This window comes from Bacillus bingmayongensis (assembly GCF_000299035.1).
Lineage (GTDB): Bacteria > Bacillota > Bacilli > Bacillales > Bacillaceae_G > Bacillus_A > Bacillus_A bingmayongensis.
Genome location: NZ_JH921518.1, coordinates 90609 through 111671 on the forward strand (window position 1 = coordinate 90609; position 21063 = coordinate 111671).

Here is a 21063-nt window from a genome sequence, read left to right on the forward strand (position 1 = left end):
CTACCACCCCATCGCATAAATGAGTAGTGAGCTTGCATAAACAACGAGTGTAACAGTAACAGTCACAACAATTACAAATCTTGTTTTAAATGTCGCAAGCATCATAAACATATTTTTAATATCCACCATCGGTCCATATACGAGGAACGCGACAAGTGACGCTGTTGAAAACGTACTTTGGAACGAGGAAGCAATAAAGGCATCCGCTTCTGAACATAGCGATAAAATAAAAGCAAGTCCCATCATAACAGCTGATGAAGAAAACGGCCCTTGACCTATAGCAAGTAGTGTTGAAGTTTGTACAAACGTTTGAACAGCAGCAGCAATTAACGCTCCCATAACTAAGTATTTTCCCATTGAGAAAAACTCTTCAACCGCATGTGTACAAACATCCCACATTTTTTTACGTAACGGACGCTTATGGTCCACTTCCGGAAAATGGTCATTACGTAGTTGATGATCTTTAAACATAAATGATAATATCAGTCCAACAATAATCGCGACAATAATTGCCACAATTGAGCGATACCATACCATATGCATACTACTTCCAAACGCTACATACGTTGCAAATAATACGACTGGGTTAATAATTGGCCCCGTTAACATAAATGCAATTCCAGCATACGGCGGGACACCTTTCCCAATTAACCGCCTTACAATTGGAACGATTCCACACTCACAACCTGGAAACATCATTCCAAGAAAAGTAGCTAACAATACAGAAAGAAATCGATTTTTCGGCATCCATTTTGCCACCATATCTTCTGTCACAAACATTTGAATGAATCCTGAAATAAATACACCAATTAGCACAAATGGTAGTGCTTCAATTAAGATTGAGATAAATATTGTATTCATTTGCAGGAATGCTTTCGGTAACTGAAACAATTCCATGATGTATTTCCTCCATCTTTTCATTAACAATGTGTAATTTTAACGCCAAATAGCAATTTTAACAAGTCTTATATAATTTGAAAATAATAATATTATACTTGTTAGCAATCATATTCCATATATTAAAAAGCCTTTACTATAAGCAAAAAAGCTGCTCTAGCGTAGTTTCATAACTATGCTAGAGCAGCTTTTTCAATCTTTAAAAATAACGTTTTTTCCAAAAAATAAATGCTAAAGTGCAAGATAATGTTGCACATATAATCATTACAATTATAAAACCATGTGGATTATTACCAAGAGGAATTTCTACGTTCATTCCAAAAAAGCTCGAAACCATTGTCGGTAATGATAAAATAATGGTAATAGAAGTCAACAGTTTCATGACACTATTTAAGTTATTTGAAATAACCGAACTAAATGTATTCATCATACCACTTAAAATATTACTATATATTTCAGCCATTTCGATGGCCTGTTTATTTTCAATTAATACATCTTCTAGTAAATCTTGATCATCTTCATACATTTTAATAAACGTATTATTGCGCATTAACTTTTGAATAACGATTTTGTTTGCTTTTAAAGATGTTGTAAAATACACTAAACTTTTTTCAAGACCTAGTAATGTAAAGATTTCTTTATTCTTCATCGACTTATTTAGTTCATGCTCCAAGTCAATTGTTTTTCTGTTAATTTGTTTTAAGTATCGTAAATAATAAGTAGAAATCGTATATAAGAGCTGCAAAGCAAAACGTGTCTTTTTAAACGTATAAAATTCTTTAATACGTTGATTAATAAACCGCTCAAAAATTGGATTTTCTTCCAAACAGATTGTAACGAAACATTCCGGCATTACAATCATACCAATTGGAATCGTGTCATATATTGAGTTTCCTTCTTCATCATGCCTCACTGTTGGAATATCAACGATAATTAGTGCATTATCATCTTCTTTTTCAATACGAGATCGCTCTTCATCATCCAATGGATCCTTAATGAAATCTAATTCTACATTCAATGTTTGCACTAAAAATTGAATTTCCTCTTCTGTCGGATGGAGTACATTAATCCAACAACCTTTTTCAATTTCCTCTATTTCTTGTAGTTTTCCGTTTCGGTCTGTTAAATAAATATTTAACATACTATCACCCCGATTCTTTTTACATGTGGGAATCTACCTCACTTAAACAACAGTTTTTGAACCGCCATTTTCAGCATATGAAACAAACGTTCAAATTTCAATAGAAAATTATTTTGAAAACGCTTTTCTTCATAATTTCTTTCAAAATAGAAAAAGACAGAGACTGCTCTGTCTTTTCAAAAGCTCATGTTGCCTTTATAACATATTTAGAAAGCATCCACAAGTTAAATGAAACCGAAACGCTGTAGCCTGCATATGTTGAGATAATAAAACTGGTGTAGTCAAAATACGGTAATAATACAATATTTAGTACGACTTTTATTATAATTCCTAAAGTTAAACCTAGAACTGTCTTTTGTTGCTGATCGATCCCTTGTAACATCGCAGCAGTAACTGTAAACAATGAAAATAATATACATGCCGGTGCATAATACTGTAAAATAACACTTCCTAAACTCGGATCATTTCCTACTCCAAATAAAAAAGTATATATAGGTTTAGCTAATATCATCATTCCAATTGCTGCCGGAATTGTAATCGCTACAACAAGTAAATTCGTTTTCGTGAAATGCTTATATAATAATTGTACATTTCCAGCTGTGTAAGCTTTCGTCATCTCAGGAACGAGAGACATACTAAAAGCTGTTGCAACCGAAACTGGGATAAGTACAACCATTTGAACAAGCCCAATTATCGCATTTATTTTTTCTGCTTCGATTTGTACGTAACCTATCTCTATTAAAAGTTTATTAATTGTAAATGTATCAATTGTTTGATACAACGGAATCGCTAATCCGACCGCAACAAATGGAATTGAATACGTAAATAACTCTTTGTATAAAGCGAAAAAAGACTTCGTTGTCTGTGGGATACTGGCAATTTCTTTCCGTTTTAAGTATTTCCGCCTTCTCATATAAAATCCAATCAAAACAGTTAATCCAGCTACCGCCCCCATAAATGCACCAAAAGTTGAAACTCCAACAGCTAACGAAACAGATGCTTTCAAAATATGCAAAACAACAAAGCTTCCTATTAAAATTGTTAACACACGAAAAAACTGTTCCACAACTACACTAGATGCCGAGGGTCCCATAGACTGAAATCCTTGAAAAAAACCACGTAATAGACTCATCACCGGTACAATCAATAATGCAAAACTAACAATTTGAATGTTATAGGTAACAGCAGTCATACTATTACCAGTTTGATCACTTCCATCAATCACTAGCCTTGCAAGATATGGAGCTGACATATAAAGAACTAGAAATGAAACTACTCCCATAAAAATCATAAAAAATATTCCACTTTTCAATACCCGTTTTACTGTATGATAGTCATTTAACTGATCATATTTCGAGACCATTTTTGAAACAGCTAGTGGTAATCCCATAGTTGCAATGCTTAGCATAATTGTATATGGTCGATATGCATACGTATATAATACGTATCCTCCAGTACCAACCATTGCTGTAAATGGAATAACATATATAAATCCGAGCATTTTAGATATCATCGTTGCCATTGTTAAAAATAGTGTTCCACGTAAAAACGGTGATCCTTTCATTTCATTCCCCCGCTACGCTTTATTATTACACATTATGGACAACTTCTTTATTTTAGAACTGAAAAATATAAAAAAAGCCAATGAAATCATTGACTTTAACGAGCTGCTTTTCTTTTTTTCAATATCTTTAAACCGAAATAAAGAGCAATAAAGAACACTGCCGCAATAATTATGTAATGTGTATAGTCAGCTGCATATTCTTTAATATGACGCCAATTCCCACCTAGTTTTTCTCCTAAATAAATAAACAAAATCGACCATGGGATAATTGCGATTACTGTGTATAGCGTAAAATCTTTCAAAGGCATTTTCGCTAATCCTGCTGGAATCGAAATTGCATGACGCACAACTGGTATAAAGCGTGCTGAGAAGATTACTCCCGCCCCATATCGATTAAACCAGCCTTCCGCCACATCTAAATGATGCTTGTTAATCAATAAATATTTACCATATTTTTCAACTACAGGACGTCCCCCGTAATATCCTAGCCAATATAAAAAGATTTGCGCCAAAGTACCACCGATTGTACCAGCAATTACCGCTCCAACAAAACTGATTTTACCGTCTGCAACTAAAAATCCAGCATAAGAGAGAACAATCTCACTCGGAATGATTTCAATCATTAACCCTAAGGCAACTCCAAAGTATCCTAGACTTGCGAAAAATTGTAATAACTGCTCTATTAAATTCGCTAACATTTTCTATCTCCTTTTCTGCTCACATACCCCTCTATTATCCCACAAATATTTATGCATGCCAATATATTCCGCATTCTCTACCCAAAATATGTACACTTCATTATAAATATACCAAGCATGAATGGAAAGAAAAAGAGATTTATACACTTTTCTTAATCAAGTAAGGCTCTTCTATTCCTATCTTTCATATAAGCAAACATCTCTCTAATTTGCCACTCTGTATTTCTAGCAGTCGATAACTCTGGAATTTCCTTTTCACCAAAAAATTTTACTTCCTCTGTTTCAATACTTGTTTGTTTTTCTCCTCCAACAATTTCACAGCCAATAAATATTTTATATACATGCACTATTGATGGGGATGAATGATGTTTCTCTTTATCGAATACTGCTAATAATCGAAAATGGTCAACTTTATAACCCGTTTCTTCCCTTACTTCCTTTGCCGCCACTTCTGTTGGCGTATACCCAACATCTGCCCAGCCCCCTGGTAGAGCCCATTTTCCATCGCTTTTTTCTTTCACAAATAATAATTTGTCATCCTGGTGCACAACAGCCCGAATATCTACTTTTGGTGTTTGATAACCTGTTTCATTAGCAAATAATTTCTTTACCACTTCCCAATCTGTCTTCGTATAATGAGACATCATAGTAACTGAAAGATCACGTAATTGCTCGAAACGTTCAATATCATACACATCTTTTGAATACGTTAATCCAGCCTGAGCGATGGCTTGTATTTGTTTTACCCACTCGATCCATTTCACTTCCATATTCTCACCATCCTATAAATAGTGTAATGTTTCAATTTACCTCACCTATACAAATAGTATCCTATTCACACAAATTTTAAAAGAAATCAAATGTTTTTATAGAAGCCTATTATTTTTTATAATGAAAGAGATAAATCCTTTTTAATTTTTCGACATATAAGTTGCTGCTACAAAGAAAAAAGGTGACTTGCACTCGTTCCCATGGGGCAGAAAGAGGATTTGACCGCTTCTATGCATGGCCGGATGCTCTCCCCCGCCTAAAAAGAATGGGTTTATGTCGGTTTTTAAATTTTGATTTCTATACATAAAAAAGAGATTGACAATATATCAACCTCTTTCTTGTTTTATCCTGCTATTTGCGGGGATGAAGCCCGCACTGATTAAAGTTTCTCTTTATGACAACTCATGTAAATGTTCATATATATATTGACGCCGATTGGTTATATATTGAAAAATAAACTCTGCTTCTTGATCAAAAATATCTATTTTATCTTCCATATAGGGATCTTGTATAAGGTATGGCCGAATCGCTTCACACATCCCCTCTACTTTCGGCTTTATAAAAGAAACTGTGAATTTTTCTTCCAAAATTTCTTCAAGAATATTACGGTATTGTTTTCGAAATATCGGTATATCAAGAATTCTGGCGCTCAACGTATTATATCCTTGAATTCGAATGTACTCATGGTTAAGTGGCCTCCCCTCTACATCACGCCCCCATGTAGCATCATAATCCCATGGTATTACTTCAAATAAACCCGTTTCATCATTATGATACAATGCATAGTTATGAACAAATCCATCAAAGTTTTGAGTCAAAATAACACCTGCTAGCCACAGCAAATATTTTTCAACGTCAAGATAATTTACAATTTCTTTTTCATATTTTTCTCGTGATAGTACATTTGCCTGATAAACGAATTCACTAAGCTGTTCCTCACTATGTTCATTTGCACATTTAAACTCATAGCCTGCAGATAGATTTGTTTTAACCTCCTTCTCACGCTCACTTATTAAAGAAAAATTTGCATCATCATCAATTGCATAATAAATTGAGCCACTCGGTAATTTACGACTTTTCAAAAAGTTTTCATCAACAGATTCTAATTGTAAATATACCCCTTGAATTTGACCATTGATTTTGATAAAAACATGCTGAGATTTTGGCGAGAGCACACCAATATCGCTAAAGAAGTCAAGTGATAATTTATTTCTTATAAGTGACGGATCCTTAAACTCAGAATTCAAATGAAACTCTTTCACTCCTTGAAATTGTTTCGGCTTATAGAACATAACATGATATGATTTTTTATCGAACTCTCGAATATGCGCTCCGCGGTATACAATGTCAATATCATATTTTCTTTTCCCATATGTTAATTTAGCAGGTACTGGACTGTCAGACCAAATGTCTTTCTTTAATTCGACAAGATACATCGGATGAATAAAAAAATCATAAGAAGGCAACATGTTCTCCCCTCCTTCTTTTTCTCTTCATTCAATGTATGCTCATGATTTTGTCCATACATCCGCTATATATCTATTTTCTATGAAAATTAAACTCTTGTCTCATACAGAGTGATAAACACTTTCATATCATGATTAATGTAAAAGGCTACTTTTTCATTTTAGTTAGCGATAAGGAGGATTTCTATGAAACGTGATATTCGAAAAGCCGTTGAAGAAATCAAAAGTGCAGGGATGGAGGAGTTTTTACATCAAGATCCAAGTACTTTTGATCATGACGAAGATTGTGGATGTCCAAAAACAAAATGTACTCATGTAAAAAAATGGACATTTGTCACAAAAGTTACACGTGTAAAAAAATGTAAACTCATTACGAAATGCGTTCGTTTTGAAAAGAAATTTTACTGGACTAAACGATCATTCTGTAAAAAAAGTGTATTCTATAGGGATCATGATTGTGATTGTGATCACCACGAACATTCATCATGTGATGATGATTCGCATTCAAGATGCCATGATTGCAATCATCACAAACATTCATTCTGTAAAAAGAAGAAAAAATTCGATCACTTTTGGTATAAAAAACGTAATTATTAATTCTTTATACCTTTTTGTTAACAGTGAACGTAAAAAAGACCGCTCTCTTGCGGTCTTTTTTATACTTGCTGAAAATGACTTATATCGGCAAACTGTTTAACACTAGCTTTTTTTCCTTCAAATTCAATGATACTTAAGCTCGCGCTATGCATAAATGGATCATCCCACACTTTTTCAACAGATAGACCAGCAAAGTGCCCCACAAGTAATTTTGCTGCCGCTGCGTGTGATACAATTAAAATACTTTCTCCTTTATGTTTTTCTAAAAGAAGGTTTACTCCTGCCATCACCCGACTATGCACATCAAAAAAATTTTCGCCTGATGTCGAACAAAAACGATGTGGTTCATTCCAAAACGTATGTACTTCCTCTGGAAACTGCACTTCCAAATCTGCAAGCATTTGCCCTTCCCAGGTTCCCATATTAATCTCATAGAAGTGCTTATCAGCTATAATTGGAATATTCCGCTCCCCTTTTATTAATTCTGCCGTATGCATTGTTCTTCCGCTTGGACTACTATATATCGCATGAAGTGGTATATCCTTTATATGTACCCCTAGCTGCTTCGCTTGTAACATGCCTGTTTCAGTTAAATTCGAGTTCCTTCTTCCTTGCATACGCTTTGCTACATTCCATTCCGTTTCTCCATGACGTGTTACATATAATGTTGTTTTCATTTTTATCCCCCTTACCATCCTGGCCGTAATTCCCATGGCTCCAATGTTCCTACAATCCATTCACTTTTTTTATTTTGAATTCCTGCAATAACCCCTTTAGCAATCTCTTCATGAGTCAACCATCTTGAATATTCACCTTGTAAAACAAATCCTAATAAAATTCTATGATAATTACATAAGGAACTTCCTATGTTTTGACGTTCCAATCGAGAAGCACTACTCCCTAACACATGAAATAAGCGATACGCCTTAGAGTGTAATTCAATTTCTTCCCAAATTACTTGCAACGCCTTTTTAGCAGTTGTATGTATCCAAGCTACTACTAATGTGATAGGTCCATTTTGCTTAATAGATTCCCTTATAGCTTCTTGTAGAGCTTTGCTGTCATGATAGTCAAGAGAGATACATGTGACACTTCTTGGATAATGACATGCCTGTTTCACATCTTCTAATCTATTTCTATTTCGTCCAATAATAGAAACATGAACTCCTTGATTACAAAGCCAAACAGATACTTTCTTCAACATCCCCGTACCACCAATAATCAGTGCATGCATTCTCTCCCCCCTATGTTTATTAATAAAATTTTATGTGCGGCTTTGCTTCTCTATAATAATTTAAACGATCCTGTAATGTACCTGAATGAAATTCAAACTTATGTCCATCTGGATCAATAAAATATATAGACTGACAATCTCTTACATCACGTTCCCTTCCTTGTAAAATATGAACTTTATTTTCCTCTAATCGCTGTAATAGCCGACCAAAGTCCTCTTGTTTAACAGAAAACGCAAGATGTGTATAAGACTGATGAATCTCATTTCTTGCAATATCTACTTCCTCATTGAGCGCTACCCATACTCCACATATATCAAAATACGCCAGTTTTCTCCCTCTTACTAATAACTTCCCCTCTAATACTGTTTCATAAAATTGAATAGATTTTTCCAAATTTGAAACAGAAAAACAAATATGATTAATACCCTTTAGCAATGTTAGTCCACCTCACTAATAAAAGATGCGTAAAAATTCACGCATCTTTTATTATACTATTTTTTTGTAACATATGCCCATTTATAACTAAAATCGCCACCGAATGTATGATTTGCAATTCCTTTTACATATGGTTTTTCTAAATATGCTGTACTTTGCTGATAAGTCGGTGAAATTGCAGCATCTTCTCCAATTAAGATTTTTTCAGCTTCTGCAAGGGCTTTCCAGCGCGCTGCATCATCTGTTAACAACTCACCTTTCGATTTAGCAACTAAGTCATCATATTTCGGGTTTGAATACGCCATTTCATTAAATGAACTTCCTGTAATAAACATATCAATATATGTCATTGGATCCGGATAATCTGGGCTCCATGCTGATAGTGAAAACTCATATTGTAATTTCTTCTCTAAATCTAATTTTTGTTTATATGGTTGTTGTTTTAAATTCACTTTAATTCCAGGTAAATTTTTCTCAAGCTCTTCTTTAATAAAGTCGCCAACTTTTTTCCGGCTACCATTATCATCATTTAGTAATTCTACCGTAATTGTATCTTGACCCAATTCTTTTTTTGCTTCCTCCCATAACTTTTTCGCTTTTTCCGCATTGTCTTTACTATCACGGAAGTTTTTATTTACAGTACGGAAGTCTTTTCCATCCGGACCTGTTGTAAATTTTTCCGGTACTAAGAAATATGCTGGTAATGAGCCATCATTTAAAATGACATTTGCAATACCTTTTTTATCATAAGCTAAATCAATCGCTTCACGCACTTTTTGATTTTTAAATGTTGGATTTTGTTGATTAAAACGTAAGAAATACATACGCGGATCTAGTTTCGTTTTGAATTCATCTGGCTTACTCTTTTTATATTTATCAACAAACTCTGAAGTTAAAATTACGCGATCTGCTTGATCACTATCATACAAGTTCACACCAGTGCTCGTTTCTTTTACGACACTGACATTAATTTCTTCTAGTTTTACAGTATCTTTATCCCAATAATTTGGATTTTTCTTTAATTGATAGCTTTGTTCATGTTTCCATTCACTTAACGTAAACGGTCCATTATATAAAATTTTATCAGCTTCTAATGCATAATTATCTCCTTGTTCTTTTACAAACTTCTCATTTAAAGGGAAAAACGTTGGAAATGATGTAAGATCAAGAAAATAGGGAGCTGGTTGTTCTAGTTCTACTACTAGTGTTTTATCATCCTTTGCTTTTACACCTAGCTGATCAAGTGGTAACTCTCCCTTATTAACTTTTTGAGCATTTTTTACATCAAATAAAATAAATGCATATTCGGCTGCTGTTGCTTTATCAAGTGCACGTTGCCAGCCATATACAAAATCTTGTGCACGAACTGGCTCACCATTCGACCACTTTGCATCTCGTAATTCAAAAGTATATGTTTTCTTGTCTTCACTAATCTTCACATCTTTTGCCATACCTGGAGTCGGTTTATTATCTTTATCTAATCGATATAAGCCTTCCATTGCATTTACAAATACTCGGAATGATACAGAATCTGTTGATTTTGACGTATCCATCGAAGGAATTTCTGCTGATTCTAGTAAATTTAGCACTTGTTTATCGGCCATTCCCTTATCAGTTTCTTTCTTCGTTGTCGATGCTTTCTCCCCATTTCCGCAACCTGCAACGAACATACTTGTTGATAATGCAAGTGCCGCAAGTGTTGTAACTTTTTTCTTCATTCTTCCTTCCCCCAATCTGTATGTATACAATAAAGCATGTATGATAGTATTATACAAAACATTCTGATTATTTGAAATATTTTTCTTTCCTAAAATAAAAAAGAAATGAATGTAAAAGCTACTTCATCTGCTTTTACATTCATTTCTTATAACATTTCTTTTTTATCATCTTTGTGTAATCCATCATCTAACTCAAAAAGATCTTGCGTACGAAACACATCTTCCATCATTTTTAAGAATTCTTCTTCATCTTGTGGCTCACCGTTAACTGTAAAAGAATATGGTTCAATTTCATGCAACCTGTAATCTACAACAAATTGAATGACAATTTTCTGTCTTGTCATACCACGATTATACCCATGAAATTCTACTAATTCCAATCCATCTCCCCCGCGATAATAACCCCAGTTTGGTTGCTGAAAATGCTGCTCAAACGATTCTCCGATAGGAAAGAAAGGATACTCATAAAGGGAACTCGCTCGTACTTTTTGAATGACATCTTGATCTGTCGGAAAGAAAAAGTGACTCATAAATATACTAGCAGCTGTCAAAATTGTAACAACAGCCGCTCCAATTTTGCTTGTTCCACCACTATCACGGATAAGATACCCCTCAACAGCTTCATTCTTTATTCCTCTTGCTTTTATCCGATATATTTTCCGCTCAGCAAATCGATAATATAACCCATTAGCAAAAATCCCGACTCCTATCATCATCAAAATGAGCAATAGAAAAGTAAGCGGAACCATATTAATAATTGGGAGTGCTACATTAAATCCCATATAATATGAAAATGCATCACAAGCTACTAATAAAATTACAAATAAACAAGCAGGTAAGTAATACTTTCGATAACCAAACCATCCAGCATTGAAAATAGCAGCCCATCCATTCCAACTCCACCTTGCTATTCGTTTCCTTTCTTTATCCCATTTTCTTTTATAATATGGATAGTGCACTCCCACATATTGTTCCATATTTTTTTCGATTGGTGAGGTCTCCTCTTTTGTTCTATTATGTAAAATTTGCTGACAAGCTTCACAATTAAACTGACCGTCAGAACAAGGATTCCCACAATTTATACAATGCAAAATAATCCCTCTTTCCTTGATTTATCCCCTACTTATACTTCTGTTGTCCCACATACTAAAAAACTTAGTTATTTGAAAAAAGAGACTTTTATATGATGGTACCTCCTCATAAATAACAGATTAAACCATTCATATTAAAACAAAGAGTTTCATCATTATTTCAAAATTCCCTCATGTTTCAATAACCATTCTTTTCGCCATAGGCCACCTGCATAGCCAACTAACTTACCACTTTTTCCAATTACACGATGACATGGAACAATAATAGAGATCGGATTGCGGCTATTCGCTCCGCCTATCGCACGCACTGCCTTTGTGTTATCAACCTTTTCTGCAATATCTAAATAAGAAGCACTCACACCATATGGGATTGTATAAAGCGCATCCCAAACACTCTTTTGAAATGGCGTTCCAACTGCTGACAGTGGTACTGTAAATTCAGTTCTCTTTTGATTAAAATATTCATCTAATTCAGCGAGGCACTGTTCTACAATTTGACTTTTATTCTCTTCTTTCCGTTCCTCCACAAAAATAACAGAAGTAATCCCTTCATCATTTGCAGTAATTTCAAGCAAACCTATTTCACTTTCATAATAAGCTCGGTACATGCCCTATCCCCCAATTTGATTCATTTCAGTAATTGTAACATATATGTACAAAATTTCGAGAATAAGCGTTTCATTATGGAAACAAAAATGATGATGATACAATAAAGGAAACTGCAATAAGGGGGAATAACTATGGACTATCATCTTTTTTCACCTTATACGATTAAAGACATTACATTAAAAAATCGTATTGTTATGTCACCAATGTGTATGTACTCTTCAGAAAACGAAGATGGAAAGGTTACAAATTTCCATCATATCCATTATGCATCTCGAGCAGCTGGTCAAGTAGGCCTTGTTATGCTTGAAGCTACAGCTGTTGTACCTGAGGGACGTATTTCTAATAAAGATTTAGGTATATGGAATAATGATCATATTCCAGGGTTACAAAAAACGGTGTCACTCATCCATGAAAATGGCGCAAAATCAGCTATTCAGTTAGCACATGCTGGACGAAAAGCTGATTTACATACAGATGCTGTAGCACCCTCGGCTATTGCATTTAATGATACAATGAAAATCCCAGTAGAAATGAGTAAACAGCTAATCCAAAAGACAATTTCCGCTTTTCAAGATGCTGCATACCGTTCCAAACAAGCAGGTTTCGATATTATTGAACTCCACGCGGCTCATGGCTATCTCATTAACGAATTTCTTTCTCCATTATCAAACAACCGAACTGATGAATATGGCGGATCACCTGAAAATCGTTATCGTTTCTTAAGAGAAATCATTGATGCTGTAAATGAAGTTTGGAATGGTCCTTTATTCGTTCGTATTTCTGCAAATGACTATCATCCTGAAGGATTAACAGTACATGACTATGTTCAATTTGCAAAATGGATGAAAGAACAAGGTGTAGATGTAATTGATTGCAGCTCTGGTGCAGTTGTCCCTGCTCAAATCGACGTTTACCCTAGCTATCAAGTAAAATATGCAAATCATATAAAAGAACAAGCGGACATCGCGACAGGTGCAGTAGGACTAATTACAAGTGGTATACAAGCAGAAGAAATTTTAGCAAATAATGAAGCAGACTTAATCTTTATTGGTCGCGAGTTACTTCGTAATCCATATTTTCCAAGAACAGCAGCCAATGAACTTGGATTTGAATTACAAGAGCCACGTCAATATCAACGTGCTCATGGTAAAATAGCCCCGACTCGCCGCTAATACGACATAAAAACGAGAAGGGCTCCCCCTTCTCGTTCTCATTATTCCATCATTGTAATCTCTGTGGAATTATAAATATGGACACCAGATTCTTCGCGTAGTGCCGCTAAATACATCCCTTTTGCAACCTGTTCGGCTGTAATCGGCTTATACTTTTTTAAAGTACCATTAAATACAAATGGCAAAACACCAAATATCTTCTCAGCCAATCTTTCTCCAAAACGAAATTCTTCTCGATCCCCAAGCAATAGTGATGGTCTAAATATATGAATCCCTCCAATCACCAACTTTTGAAGTTCTTCCTCCATCTTCCCTTTTACTTGTGAATAAAAGAAAAGTGATTTTGAATTGGCCCCCATAGAAGAAATAACAAGAAAATTTTGTACACCTTGTTTTTCTGCTAAACAAGCTGCTCGTAATGTATATTCATAGTCTACTTTTTTAAAATTCGCTTTCGTTTTTGCTTTCTTAATTGTTGTCCCAAGACAGCTAAAGACATCATCAACAGCAAACAATTCTTTATACTCTTCTAATGTAGAAAAATCGACTTGTTTTTGCTGTAACTTTTCATGTTCCCATTGCAGTGGTTTTCTGACAAAAACCATAACCGAATCATAGTAATCTGAGTCAAGCAATAGCTGCGTCACTTCTTGTCCAACTAAACCACTTGCACCGAGTACTAAGGCTGTTCTTTTATTCATTTATCTTTATACCTCTTTATCTAATTTTATACCGTCCAACCAGGCAGTACAAATCCTATTTATAGGAGTTTCCTTTTACTTATTCTATCATAAGTAAAGCACTATGCGTGATGCAAGTGCTTTACTTACTCTTCTCTCTTTTTTTCTCTGTCGGTAGCTTTGTAATTATTGTAGAGTCACCTAGATTACTAATTAATGTCTTGAGGAAAATCAAAACACATGTTAATGGTAAAACTACCGCTAATATCAATAAGATTGCCTCCATTAAGTAATCCAACCTCTCATCCCCTTTTCATACCCCCTACCTCAATATATGAAAGACGTGTTGTCACATATGCGACATTCGTAAAAATTAATACTGTCCTTTTTGACAACTTTATAACAAAATCAAATCGTAATGATTATTATTTATTGCAACTTTCGTAAAGATGTATTATACTAAGTTCGCAACTTAAAACGTAATTATTCCGTTTTGCTATAAAAAGATATTTTTTCTCTTATTTTTGGAGAAAATAAAATTGGAAAAGAAAGAAAAGAGGAGAATGACATGAAGAAAAGGTTAATGGTATTTTCTTTTATACTTATTTTTACATTAATTTTCGCTGGATGTACCGGCAAAAAAGACGGATTGGCAAAAAAAGATGGAAAACTCTCTGTGTATACAACCATTTTTCCACTTGCTGATTTCGCTAAAAAAATCGGTGGTGAGTATGTAAATGTTGAAACAATTTATCCGCCTGGCGCTGACTCTCATACATATGAGCCAAGTCAAAAACAAACGGTACAAGTTGCAAAGGCAGATTTATTCGTATATAACGGTGCAGAATTAGAACCCTTTGCAGAAAAAATGGAAAAAACATTAAAAAAAGAGAATGTAAAAGTTGTTAATGCCTCTAAAGGTTTCGATCTTATCGCTTCATCAGAAGAAGAACACCATGAGCACGAGGAAGGTCATAAAGAGGAAGAACATCACCATCACGACAAAGACCCACACGTATGGCTTGATCCTACACTTGCGATGAAGCAAGCTGAAAAAATTAAAGATGCACTCGTAGAATTGCAACCAGATCATAAAAAAGAATTCGAGAAAAACTTCGCTGCTCTGCAAACAAAGTTCACTGACTTAGATGATCATTTTAAATCTGTTATTTCAGATGCAAAAACGAAAGATATTTTAGTTTCTCACGCTGCATATGGATACTGGGAAAAACGCTATGGCTTAAAACAAATACCAGTTGCTGGCATCTCTGCTTCTGATGAGCCGTCACAAAAAGAACTTGCTAACATTACAAAAACAGCAAAAGATCATGGTTTGAAATATATTCTATTTGAAACATTCTCTACTCCAAAAGTAGCAGAAGTTATTCAAAAAGAAACAGGAACAAAAATTTTACGGTTGAATCACCTGGCTACTATTTCTGAAGATGATGCGAAGAAAAATAAAGATTACTTTACATTAATGGAAGAGAACGTGAACGCTTTAAAAGAAGCTACAAGTTAAATTTACATTTCCTATCAGACAGCTGAATCCTATTCAGCTGTTTTTTCCGTACGCTTCAACTTGACTTGCACAAAATAACAAGTAAAATTATCCATGTGTTAGCTTTATAACATTTCAGAAAGCGAGTTGGAACTATGAATCTTCACATTTGTGAAGTAACAGCAAATAATTGGCGTTCAGTCGCTGCTCTAGACGTAGCAACGGAGCAGCAACAATTCATTGAAAGTAATACATTTTCTTTAGCGGAATCTCTATATGAAGAAAATGGAACGTCAGTAGGTTTATATGATGGAGAAACACTTATTGGATACGCAATGTACGGTTGGTATTCAGCAAAAGATGATAGTGTATGGTTAGATCGTTTTATGATTGATTACCATTTTCAAGGAAACGGCTACGCGAAACGTTTTCTCCACTTACTCATCCAGTATTTACAACAAAAATTTCAATGTAAAAAAATTTATTTAAGTCTTCATCCAGAAAACAAACCAGCAATGAGACTATATGAGTCTTTCGGTTTTCACTTAACTGGTGATATTGACGATGAAGGACCCGTTGTTGGTGTTGTAATGGAATTACTTATAGATGAAAGAAAAAGCCTGCTAAATTAGCAGGCTTTTTTTACACATTCTTTAAAATGTTCTTGGAACCATTCTTTATTAATGTCTTTCCCGATAAAGACCACTTCACTCACGCGCTCTTCTCCCTCTTGCCACTCTCTATCGTAAGAAGCAGCAAATAGTGTATGAACACCTTGGAAAACAATACGGCGATCTACTCCATCAATTGATAGAATTCCTTTATATCGATATAAATACTCTCCTAACTCTTGAACAACAGCTGACATCCACTCATTTAACTTCTGCAAATCTAATGGACGCTCTTCACGTAATACAAATGATTTTACACCTTCTAAATGATGATGCTCTTTATGCGGGTAAATCTCTAGTGTATCACGGGTTTTAAACGTTTGAATTTCTAATAAAGCAGGAATATCTACTTCACAATTTGTCGTTGGAATTAATTTTGCCATCGGATTAATCCCTTGTAACTCAGTAAGAAGTTTTTCCTTTTCTGCTTCCTCAATTAAATCTACTTTATTTACTAAAATCATATCAGCAAAGGCAATTTGTTCTTTCGCTTCTAGTCCTTTTTCAAAATGTTTATGTATATGATAGCTATCTACCACTGTCACAACACCATTAATTTTGTATGCTGATTGAATAACTGGATCTAAAAAGAACGTTTGAATAATCGGCCCTGGGTTTGCAAGACCTGTCGTTTCAATCACTAAACCATCAAAATCCATTTTCCCTTCTTCTTTTACATCCAGTAATTGTTTTAAAGCAACAAGTAGATCTTCTCGCACTGTACAGCATAAACAGCCATTTGTCATTTCCATAATTTCTTCTTCGACATTCATAATTAACTGATTATCGATGCCAATTTGTCCTATTTCATTTACAATAACCGCTAATTTCTTTCCGTGTTCTTCTGATAAAATACGATTTAATAATGTTGTTTTCCCGGATCCAAGAAAACCAGTTAAAATTGTTACTGGAATCATTTCGTACATCTCCTTATAGCTATATCTTCGTACATTATACCATACAGATAAAGTGAAACTTCCATAAGTGGAATTTCTTCAGCCCCACTGATAGTTAATTGAACGAATCGAGCTTTTAGGGACAGTTATCCCTCACCTATCTTCCTCGTCTTTCTCTTACCCTTGAGGCGGGGGCTTACTACCCGCAAATAGCGGGATAAAATCGTTTTTACAACAAAGATATATTCATTGTAAGTACAGTCTAATAACTATATAATAGTACCGAATAAGAAAGCCTTTTCAAAAATATCATCATTCATCAAGGGGGTCTACTCAAAATGGAACGAATTCAAATGGCTAATAACCTTGAATTTTCTCGCATCATTCAAGGATTTTGGCGTTTAGCAGATTGGAATATGTCAAAACAAGAATTACTTTCTTTTGTCGAATCTTGTATGGATATGGGAATTACAACTTTTGATCACGCCGATATTTACGGAGGATATACGTGTGAATCATTATTTGGGGAAGCATTACAATTACAGCGTTCTTTACGTGAAAATATGCAAATTGTCACAAAATGTGGAATCGCTCCCCCATCACCAAAATTTCCAGAGCGTTATATTGCTCATTATAATACTAGCGCTGAACATATCATGAAAAGTGTGGAGCAATCACTGCAAAACTTACATACTGATTATATTGATTTGTTACTCATTCATCGACCTGACCCATTTATGGACCCAAATGAAGTGGCAGAAGCTTTCACACGTTTAAAGAAAGATGGAAAAGTACGTCATTTTGGTGTATCGAACTTTTTACCATCTCAGTTCAACATGCTCAGTTCTTATTTAGATTTCCCTCTTATTACAAATCAAATTGAGGTATCAGCAATGCAGCTTGAGCATTTTGAAAAAGGTACAATTGACCTATGCCAAGAAAAAAGAATTAGTCCTATGATTTGGTCTCCTCTTGCTGGTGGAAAAATCTTTACAGGACAAAATGAACGTGCTGTACGCTTACGCGAAACTTTACAAAAGATTGCGAATGAACTAAATGTTGATGGCATCGATATTGTCATGTATACATGGCTACTTGCTCATCCAGCAAAAATGATGCCAATCGTTGGCTCTGGTAAACTCGATCGCGTGAAGGCAGCTATTGCTGCAACAAAACTTACATTAGATCGTCAGCAATGGTTTACCATCTTTGAAAGTTCTAATGGACATCCCGTTCCATAATTTTCTAACAATCAAAAAAAGAAGAGCTAATACATTACAGCTCTTCTTTTTCATACCTGTTTCTTGTCATCGCAAACACACACGTATCCCTTAATCCGTTACCATCTACTGCTACACCACTACTTTCTAAAATCCCTTCTAAGTTGAAGCCCAACCTCTCAGGTATCGCTCTACTTTTTATATTTCGTGAATCACAGCGAATTTCTATCCTGTTTGCCTTTAACTCAGTAAAAGCATAATCCATAATCCCTTTCGCCGCTTCTGTCATATAACCTTTTCCACCAAAGCGCGAATCTATCCAATATCCAATTTCAAATCTCGGTATCTCCCAATCAATACGATGCAATCCAGCAGAAGCTACAAATTCGCCGGTTTCTTTTAAAAATACTAGTAATCTCAAATCTTCACGTTGTAAAAATTGAATATGTGACCTTCTTATACTCGCTTCTACTTCTTCTTCCGTTTGCTCTTTTTGGGCAAAAATCATCCAAGGTTTTAATTCTTCTATTGATGCTCGAATCGCTTCATATACAGCTTTTCCATCCCCTGGTTTCGGCATGCGAATAAGAAGTCTATCAGTGTAAAACTCAGAAGGAAAATCAAGTAATAATGGATTCATTACAAACACTCCCTATTTTCTTTTATATATAATAATATTTAATTCAAACTACACAGTAAATAGTTTTTTCTGAATTTAAATTATTTTCAAATCTAATTACATATACCTCTCCTAATTCATAGGCATCATAATCTTTTCCTACTACTCATACAATCAATTGGTTCACTTCTACCGCTGTACGTATTCCAGACTCAATTGCTCCTTGTATCCATCCATGATAAAGCGTCGTATGATCTCCAGCAAAATATATTTTCCCCTCAGGTTTTACAATAGCTGGTTGCAGCTCTGTTTCTTGACCTGCTTGAAAAATTGCAAACCCTCCTAATGCATACGGGTCCAATGTCCAACTTTTTGATATACCTGCCATAAATTCATCATACACTTGCCCACCTAATATCGTTGCTAAGTTTTGTAATGTATAATAAATACGATCCCCTTTTGATAATCCATCCCATAATAATGCATCGTATGACCATGTATAGCTCCCAAGCATCATAGCTGGTCCCTTAGTCCCAATACCATGACTTGGATAATATGCATAACGGATTGGTAAATCCGTTATGATCCTTCCACCTAATTGCCCTTGCTCTTCCCAAAAGCGACTTTTAAACTGAATCCCTATTTTAGTAGCCGCCATATAATGTAATTCACGGATCGCTCTCCACTTTTCATGTGATACAGAATCAAAAGGATCAATTTCAACAAAGCGCATTGTGGAAAATGGAATTGTAATAATAACTAAATCACCTGTTATGCTGCTATATTCAAAAGTCTCTTCATGTCTGCAATATGCTGTCACACCTTTATCATGTTGATAAAGCTTCATTAATTTTTGATTATAAATAATATCTCCCTCTAACTGAGGTAAAAAAGATTTAGGTAATTTATCATTGCCGCCACTAATTTCGCAAAAACCACTTTCCTGCTGCAGTATATATATAAAGCGTAATGTTTCAACAAATGACCTTTCTAAAAATCCTTCTAAATCTAAAAGCACACCAATCATCTCAATCGTTACTGGCGAAAAATACGTATTATATTGATAAGGGTGATACTTTAAAAACTGTGCTGTTGAATACTTTCCAAAGTCTTTTTCAACAATCCCCCAGTTTTTATCTGGATTTCTTTTAATAAAATCAATAATTGGCTGCACTGCTAACAATAATAACTCTTCAGAAGTCTTTCCCACTTCATTCACTGCAACTGGATACCTTAAAATACTTGGATTTTTCTCATATTGTTGCAGCGTTGTTTTTCTGCCATTTACATAAATAATATCCGTTTCATTCCGATTAATAAAAGGAGTCACTTGTAAATCAAACTTTCTTATATAGGCCATCGTTAATGTATGTATATAAGGAATACGCATTGCTCCTACATCTAAATATAATCCAGTGTCTTTCATTCTAACAGTCTCAATTCGGCCCCCTACACGATTATTTGCTTCTAAAATTTTCACATGATGTCCTGCACTCTTAAGTAACGATGCTGATACTAGGCCAGCCATTCCAGCACCAATTATAATAATTTGTTTTGGCGCTACTGTTTTTGGTAATCCCTTATCAATAATTCCCATCATTTCATCCGTTGTGACATGGGATTGTGTATGCACTCGCATCATTCCACCCCTTACTTTTGAAATACAAAACAGTGATTCTCTGAATTGTATTCACGAGTATAGTAGAACAACACATTACATTTCTGAATATTCACTAATAATTCACAGAGATTTGCTCTCATCTCATATTCCTTATCATATAATAAAGATATAGATAGGAAATGTAAGGAAAGGATTGATAAAAATGAAACGTACTTACGACTATCCTGAAACAAAAAAACATTTAGAATTGAAAAAACAACTATTATGTAAAAAATTATTAGATGTAAATTTAACTGAAGAGGATCGAAATCAAATTAAGATGGAGATCGATAACTACGAATATATTCTAACTTTAGTGGAAATGAATCATTATGAACGAGGAATTTCTCATTAAAAGCGGGTGTGAAAGCATTCGCTTTTTCCTTTGAGCATTTCTTTACGCATTTTTCGTAAGTAAATAT

At 34.6% G+C, this 21063-nt stretch carries 22 protein-coding genes; 6 read left to right on the forward strand and 16 right to left on the reverse strand.

Annotated elements, in window-relative coordinates; genetic code table 11:
- From Y7E_RS0115045 to cotH, 6 genes are all read right to left on the reverse strand, one after another.
- Positions 1 to 897, reverse strand: a complete 897-nt coding sequence (locus Y7E_RS0115045; protein WP_017152095.1) for a permease — start codon at positions 895 to 897, stop codon at positions 1 to 3.
- A 199-nt stretch (positions 898 to 1096) separates the two neighbouring features.
- Complete coding sequence (locus Y7E_RS0115050) at positions 1097 to 2038, reverse strand: magnesium transporter CorA family protein (protein ID WP_017152096.1); 942 nt, start codon at positions 2036 to 2038, stop codon at positions 1097 to 1099.
- Between the two features lie 184 nt (positions 2039 to 2222).
- Positions 2223 to 3602, reverse strand: coding sequence for a putative polysaccharide biosynthesis protein (locus tag Y7E_RS0115055; RefSeq protein ID WP_017152097.1), 1380 nt, complete (start codon positions 3600 to 3602; stop codon positions 2223 to 2225).
- Positions 3603 to 3697: 95 nt separating this feature from the next.
- Positions 3698 to 4300, reverse strand: coding sequence for an undecaprenyl phosphate transporter UptA (gene uptA / locus Y7E_RS0115060; RefSeq protein ID WP_017152098.1), 603 nt, complete (start codon positions 4298 to 4300; stop codon positions 3698 to 3700).
- Between the two features lie 152 nt (positions 4301 to 4452).
- The gene (locus Y7E_RS0115065; protein ID WP_017152099.1) at positions 4453 to 5070 is read right to left on the reverse strand and encodes an NUDIX hydrolase; all 618 of its coding nucleotides are present in this window, start codon (positions 5068 to 5070) and stop codon (positions 4453 to 4455) included.
- Between the two features lie 393 nt (positions 5071 to 5463).
- Positions 5464 to 6540, reverse strand: a complete 1077-nt coding sequence (gene cotH, locus Y7E_RS0115070) for a spore coat protein CotH (protein WP_017152100.1) — start codon at positions 6538 to 6540, stop codon at positions 5464 to 5466.
- A gap of 183 nt (positions 6541 to 6723) precedes the next feature.
- Here cotH and Y7E_RS0115075 point away from each other — a divergent pair, with 183 nt between their 5' ends.
- A complete protein-coding gene (locus Y7E_RS0115075; protein WP_017152101.1) occupies positions 6724 to 7134 on the forward strand; it encodes a CotG/ExsB N-terminal domain-containing protein in 411 nt (136 codons plus the stop codon).
- Between the two features lie 59 nt (positions 7135 to 7193).
- Here Y7E_RS0115075 and Y7E_RS0115080 read toward each other — a convergent pair whose 3' ends face one another.
- From Y7E_RS0115080 to Y7E_RS0115105, 6 genes are all read right to left on the reverse strand, one after another.
- A complete protein-coding gene (locus Y7E_RS0115080) occupies positions 7194 to 7811 on the reverse strand; it encodes a phosphoserine phosphatase 1 (RefSeq protein WP_017152102.1) in 618 nt (205 codons plus the stop codon).
- A gap of 11 nt (positions 7812 to 7822) precedes the next feature.
- Entirely contained in the window at positions 7823 to 8368 is a 546-nt protein-coding gene (locus Y7E_RS0115085; RefSeq protein ID WP_017152103.1) for a short-chain dehydrogenase, read from the reverse strand.
- A 19-nt stretch (positions 8369 to 8387) separates the two neighbouring features.
- Positions 8388 to 8804: a FosB/FosD family fosfomycin resistance bacillithiol transferase gene (fosB, locus tag Y7E_RS0115090; RefSeq protein ID WP_017152104.1), complete on the reverse strand. Its 417-nt coding sequence runs from the start codon at positions 8802 to 8804 to the stop codon at positions 8388 to 8390.
- Positions 8805 to 8860: 56 nt separating this feature from the next.
- Positions 8861 to 10522 carry a peptide ABC transporter substrate-binding protein gene (locus tag Y7E_RS0115095; protein ID WP_017152105.1) on the reverse strand — a complete coding sequence of 554 codons (1662 nt, stop codon included), beginning with the start codon at positions 10520 to 10522 and terminating at the stop codon, positions 8861 to 8863.
- A 146-nt stretch (positions 10523 to 10668) separates the two neighbouring features.
- Positions 10669 to 11613, reverse strand: coding sequence for a DUF2628 domain-containing protein (locus Y7E_RS0115100; protein ID WP_017152106.1), 945 nt, complete (start codon positions 11611 to 11613; stop codon positions 10669 to 10671).
- A 155-nt stretch (positions 11614 to 11768) separates the two neighbouring features.
- Complete coding sequence (locus Y7E_RS0115105; protein ID WP_017152107.1) at positions 11769 to 12221, reverse strand: methylated-DNA--[protein]-cysteine S-methyltransferase; 453 nt, start codon at positions 12219 to 12221, stop codon at positions 11769 to 11771.
- A 132-nt stretch (positions 12222 to 12353) separates the two neighbouring features.
- On the opposite strand from Y7E_RS0115105, the gene namA reads away from it, so the two are divergent.
- Positions 12354 to 13394, forward strand: a complete 1041-nt coding sequence (gene namA, locus Y7E_RS0115110) for an NADPH dehydrogenase NamA (RefSeq protein WP_017152108.1) — start codon at positions 12354 to 12356, stop codon at positions 13392 to 13394.
- A 41-nt stretch (positions 13395 to 13435) separates the two neighbouring features.
- On the opposite strand, the gene Y7E_RS0115115 is transcribed toward namA, so the two are convergent.
- Entirely contained in the window at positions 13436 to 14095 is a 660-nt protein-coding gene (locus Y7E_RS0115115) for an oxidoreductase (RefSeq protein WP_017152109.1), read from the reverse strand.
- A 547-nt stretch (positions 14096 to 14642) separates the two neighbouring features.
- On the opposite strand from Y7E_RS0115115, the gene Y7E_RS0115125 reads away from it, so the two are divergent.
- Together Y7E_RS0115125 and Y7E_RS0115130 are read left to right on the forward strand one after the other, a co-directional pair.
- Entirely contained in the window at positions 14643 to 15596 is a 954-nt protein-coding gene (locus tag Y7E_RS0115125; protein ID WP_017152111.1) for a metal ABC transporter substrate-binding protein, read from the forward strand.
- A 134-nt stretch (positions 15597 to 15730) separates the two neighbouring features.
- Complete coding sequence (locus tag Y7E_RS0115130) at positions 15731 to 16207, forward strand: GNAT family N-acetyltransferase (protein ID WP_017152112.1); 477 nt, start codon at positions 15731 to 15733, stop codon at positions 16205 to 16207.
- On the opposite strand, the gene Y7E_RS0115135 is transcribed toward Y7E_RS0115130, so the two are convergent.
- Entirely contained in the window at positions 16204 to 17163 is a 960-nt protein-coding gene (locus Y7E_RS0115135; RefSeq protein WP_017152113.1) for a CobW family GTP-binding protein, read from the reverse strand. The two genes, Y7E_RS0115130 and Y7E_RS0115135, sit on opposite strands and share 4 nt — an antisense overlap.
- Positions 17164 to 17480: 317 nt before the next feature.
- Between Y7E_RS0115135 and Y7E_RS0115140 the strand changes: the two genes are divergently transcribed.
- Positions 17481 to 18383, forward strand: a complete 903-nt coding sequence (locus Y7E_RS0115140) for an aldo/keto reductase (RefSeq protein ID WP_017152114.1) — start codon at positions 17481 to 17483, stop codon at positions 18381 to 18383.
- Positions 18384 to 18417: 34 nt separating this feature from the next.
- On the opposite strand, the gene Y7E_RS0115145 is transcribed toward Y7E_RS0115140, so the two are convergent.
- Positions 18418 to 19002 carry a GNAT family N-acetyltransferase gene (locus Y7E_RS0115145; protein WP_017152115.1) on the reverse strand — a complete coding sequence of 195 codons (585 nt, stop codon included), beginning with the start codon at positions 19000 to 19002 and terminating at the stop codon, positions 18418 to 18420.
- A 145-nt stretch (positions 19003 to 19147) separates the two neighbouring features.
- A complete protein-coding gene (locus Y7E_RS0115150; protein ID WP_017152116.1) occupies positions 19148 to 20620 on the reverse strand; it encodes a flavin monoamine oxidase family protein in 1473 nt (490 codons plus the stop codon).
- A 184-nt stretch (positions 20621 to 20804) separates the two neighbouring features.
- On the opposite strand from Y7E_RS0115150, the gene Y7E_RS0115155 reads away from it, so the two are divergent.
- Positions 20805 to 20996 (forward strand): DUF3896 family protein, encoded by a 192-nt coding sequence (locus tag Y7E_RS0115155; protein WP_017152117.1) that lies wholly within the window; start codon positions 20805 to 20807, stop codon positions 20994 to 20996.
- The last annotated feature ends 67 nt before the right edge of the window (positions 20997 to 21063 follow it).